General features: G+C 70.1%; 3 protein-coding genes and 1 pseudogene. 3 read left to right on the forward strand and 1 reads right to left on the reverse strand.

Going from position 1 to position 3,257, the window contains the following annotated elements; genetic code table 11:
* The 3 genes from I5G_RS21530 to I5G_RS08925 form a co-directional block, all read left to right on the forward strand.
* A partial coding sequence (locus I5G_RS21530) for a formate dehydrogenase accessory sulfurtransferase FdhD (RefSeq protein ID WP_036327196.1) occupies positions 1 to 173 on the forward strand: 173 nt, incomplete at its 5' end.
* A gap of 57 nt (positions 174 to 230) precedes the next feature.
* A complete protein-coding gene (locus tag I5G_RS08920; protein ID WP_022878752.1) occupies positions 231 to 2,552 on the forward strand; it encodes an FdhF/YdeP family oxidoreductase in 2,322 nt (773 codons plus the stop codon).
* Positions 2,553 to 2,556: 4 nt separating this feature from the next.
* Positions 2,557 to 2,883, forward strand: a complete 327-nt coding sequence (locus I5G_RS08925) for a low molecular weight protein tyrosine phosphatase family protein (protein WP_022878753.1) — start codon at positions 2,557 to 2,559, stop codon at positions 2,881 to 2,883.
* A gap of 146 nt (positions 2,884 to 3,029) precedes the next feature.
* Here I5G_RS08925 and I5G_RS25835 read toward each other — a convergent pair.
* Positions 3,030 to 3,257: pseudogene (locus tag I5G_RS25835) on the reverse strand (hypothetical protein); the annotation flags it as partial.

A 3,257-nucleotide genomic window follows, 5' to 3' on the forward strand; every position in this document is an offset into this window, starting at 1 on the left:
TCCTGTCCGCCGTGTCGGCGCCGTCGTCGCTCGCGATCGAACTGGCCGAGCGTGCCGGACTCACCGTCGCGGGGTTCGTCCGCGGTGGCAGCATGAATCTCTACACACGTCCGGATCGCATCCTCGTTCCGTCCACAACCCCCGCTCTCGCCGAGACCTCCGGCGTACGCTGACCGAGGGCGCGCGGATGGATGCCACCGACTCGGCGCCGAAACCATCGGAGGGTGCACATGGGTGACGCGTTCGGGCTGATGAAGGATGCACCGCGCCAGGGCGGCCTCGGGCCCGCCGTGACGGGCGACTGGTCGAGCACCGGCGAGTACACGCACCCCGCCGCCGGGTGGGGCGCCGCCCGCACGGTCGGGAAGGTGCTGCTCGAGCAGCGTCAGCCGATCGCCGGCACCAAGGCGATGTTCACGATGAACCACCCCAAGAGCGGCTTCGACTGCCCGGGCTGCGCGTGGCCCGACGACAAGGGCGTCGCCCTCGACATCTGCGAGAACGGCATCAAGCACGTCACGTGGGAGATGACCCATAAGCGCGTCGGCAAGGAGTTCTTCGCGGAGCACTCGGTGTCCGAGCTCGCCGGGTGGACCGATTTCGCCCTCGAGGATGCCGGTCGCCTCGTCGGTCCGATGGCGTACGACGCCGCGACCGACCACTACGTCCCCATCTCGTGGAACGACGCCTTCCGGCTCATCGCGCAGCACCTGCAGGGACTCGACAGCCCCGACCAGGCCGCCTTCTACACCTCGGGACGCCTGAGCAACGAGGCGTCGTTCCTGTACCAGCTCTTCGCGCGCGAGCTCGGCACGAACAACCTTCCCGACTGCTCCAACATGTGCCACGAGGGTTCGGGCCGCGGGCTCACGGCATCCCTCGCCACCGGCAAGGGGACGGCCGACCTCGAGGACTGGCAGAACTGCGACGCGCTGTTCGTGCTGGGAGTCAACGCGGCGTCGAACGCTCCGCGCATGCTCACGAGCCTCGCCGAGGCCGTCGAGCGCGGAGCGCAGGTCGTGCACGTGAACCCGCTGCGCGAGGTCGCCGCGACCCGCACGATCGTGCCGCACGAGATCGTCGACATGGCCACGTTCCACGACCACCCGACCAGCACCCTCAACCTGCAGGTGCGTCCCGGCGGTGACCTGGCCCTCATCCGCGGCATGGCCAAGGTCGTGTTCGAGGCGGCGGAGCGCGACCCGTCGGTGCTCGACCAGGCCTTCCTCGACGGCTACACGCACGACTACGAGGCGTACCGCGCGCTCGTCGAGGCGACGCCGTGGGACGCCCTCGTCACGCAGGCAGGCCTGACCGAGACCGAGATCCGCGCCGCGGCCGACATCTACCTCGCGTCGGAGCGCACCGTGATCAGCTGGTGCCTCGGCGTCAGCCAGCACGAGCACGGCGTCGACACGGTCCGCGAGATCGTCAACCTCCTCCTGCTGCGCGGCAACGTCGGCCGCCTCGGCACCGGGCCGTCGCCCGTGCGCGGCCACAGCAACGTGCAGGGCAACCGCACGTGCGGCATCAACCACAAGCCGACGGAGGAGTGGCTCGCGAAGCTCGACGAGGTCTGCGGCATCCGATCGCCCCGCGATCCCGGACTCGACACCGTGCACACGGTCGCGGCCCTCCACCGCGGCGACCTTAAGGTGTTCGTCGGCATGGGCGGCAACTTCGTGCGGGCCGCTCCCGACACGAAACTCACGGCCGAGGGCATGAGCCGCTGCGAACTCACCGTGCACGTCAGCACCAAGCTCAACCGCAGCCACCTCACGCACGGCGAGGCCGCGTTGATCCTCCCGTGCCTCGGCCGCACCGAGCGCGACGAGCAGGAGTCCGGTCCGCAGTCGATCTCGACCGAGGATGCCATGAGCTCCGTCATGCTCTCGCTCGGGTCGCGCAAGCCCGCGTCCCCGCACCTCCTCAGCGAGCCGGCGATCATCGCGCGCATGGCCCGCGCGGCCATGCCCGACTCGAAGACCCCGTGGGAGTGGTACGTCGGCGACTACGACCGCATCCGCGACACGATGGCGAAGGTGCTGCCCGGGTTCGAGGGCTTCAACGAGCTCGTCCGCCAGCACTGGGGCTTCCGCATCCCGCAGCCCGCGCGCGAGCGCGACTTCCGCACGCCGTCGGGCAAGGCGGAGTTCTCCACCGCCGAGCTTCCCGACGTCATCCCCGCCGACTCCGACGTGCTGGTGCTGCAGACCATGCGTTCCCACGACCAGTGGAACACCACGATCTACTCGGCCGACGACCGCTACCGCGGCGTCCGCAACATCCGCGAGCTCATCTTCATGAACCGCAGAGACATGCGGGACCGCGGCATCGCCGAGGGCGACCTCGTCGACATCGTGGCCACCTCGCGCGACGGGTCGGTGCGGAGCATCACGGCGTTCCGGGCGCTGGAGTACGACACCCCGCGCGGCAGCGCCGCCGGGTACTTCCCCGAGATGAACGTGCTCCTCGGCCCCGACGACTACAGCCGACAGAGCGACCAGCCACTGATGAAGAGCCTGCGCGTGCGCGTGGCGAAGACCGCCTGACCGGATGCCACTGCACGTCCTGTTCGTGTGCTCGCGCAACCGGCTGCGGAGCCCCACGGCGGAGGCGGTGTTCCGCGACTGGCCGGGGATCGAGGTCGCCTCGGTCGGTCTGAAGCCCGACGCCGAGGAGGTCGCGACTCCCGAGGACATCGCGTGGGCCGACCTCATCCTCGTGATGGAGGCCACGCACAAGCGCGAGCTGACGCGCCGGTTCGCGCCTCAGCTACGCGACACGCGCGTGGTGGTGCTCGGCATCCCGGACGATTACGGGTTCATGGATGCCGACCTCGTCGAGCGCCTGCAACGAGTGGTGCCGCGGCACTTGCCGTGACGGCGGTCGGCCCGAATGCGCGGCCGGCCGATGCCCCGCCGCCCGCGGCCCGGCACAACCTCAGCGATCCGCGCAACCTCAGCCCGAATCGCCACAACGCGACTGAGATTGCGCTGATCACGGAGCGAGCGCCGAAAGGCGAGTCCTCAGGCCGCCGCCTCTTCCACCCGTTCGGTGGCAACGGCGGGTGCCGCGCCGGTCACGGTGGCGAGTTCGCTGCGGTGGCTCTCGCGGGAGAACAGGTAGGCCGCGAGGCTCAGGACGCACAGCCCCACGAAGAACCATGCGACCAGCGAGGGGTCGGTGCCGCCGGCCGCGGCCAACAGGCTCGTGGCGATGAGTGGGGCCAGGCCCGCACCGACAGTGGTGGCGAG

The organism is Microbacterium sp. B19 (genome assembly GCF_000333395.1).
GTDB lineage: Bacteria > Actinomycetota > Actinomycetes > Actinomycetales > Microbacteriaceae > Microbacterium.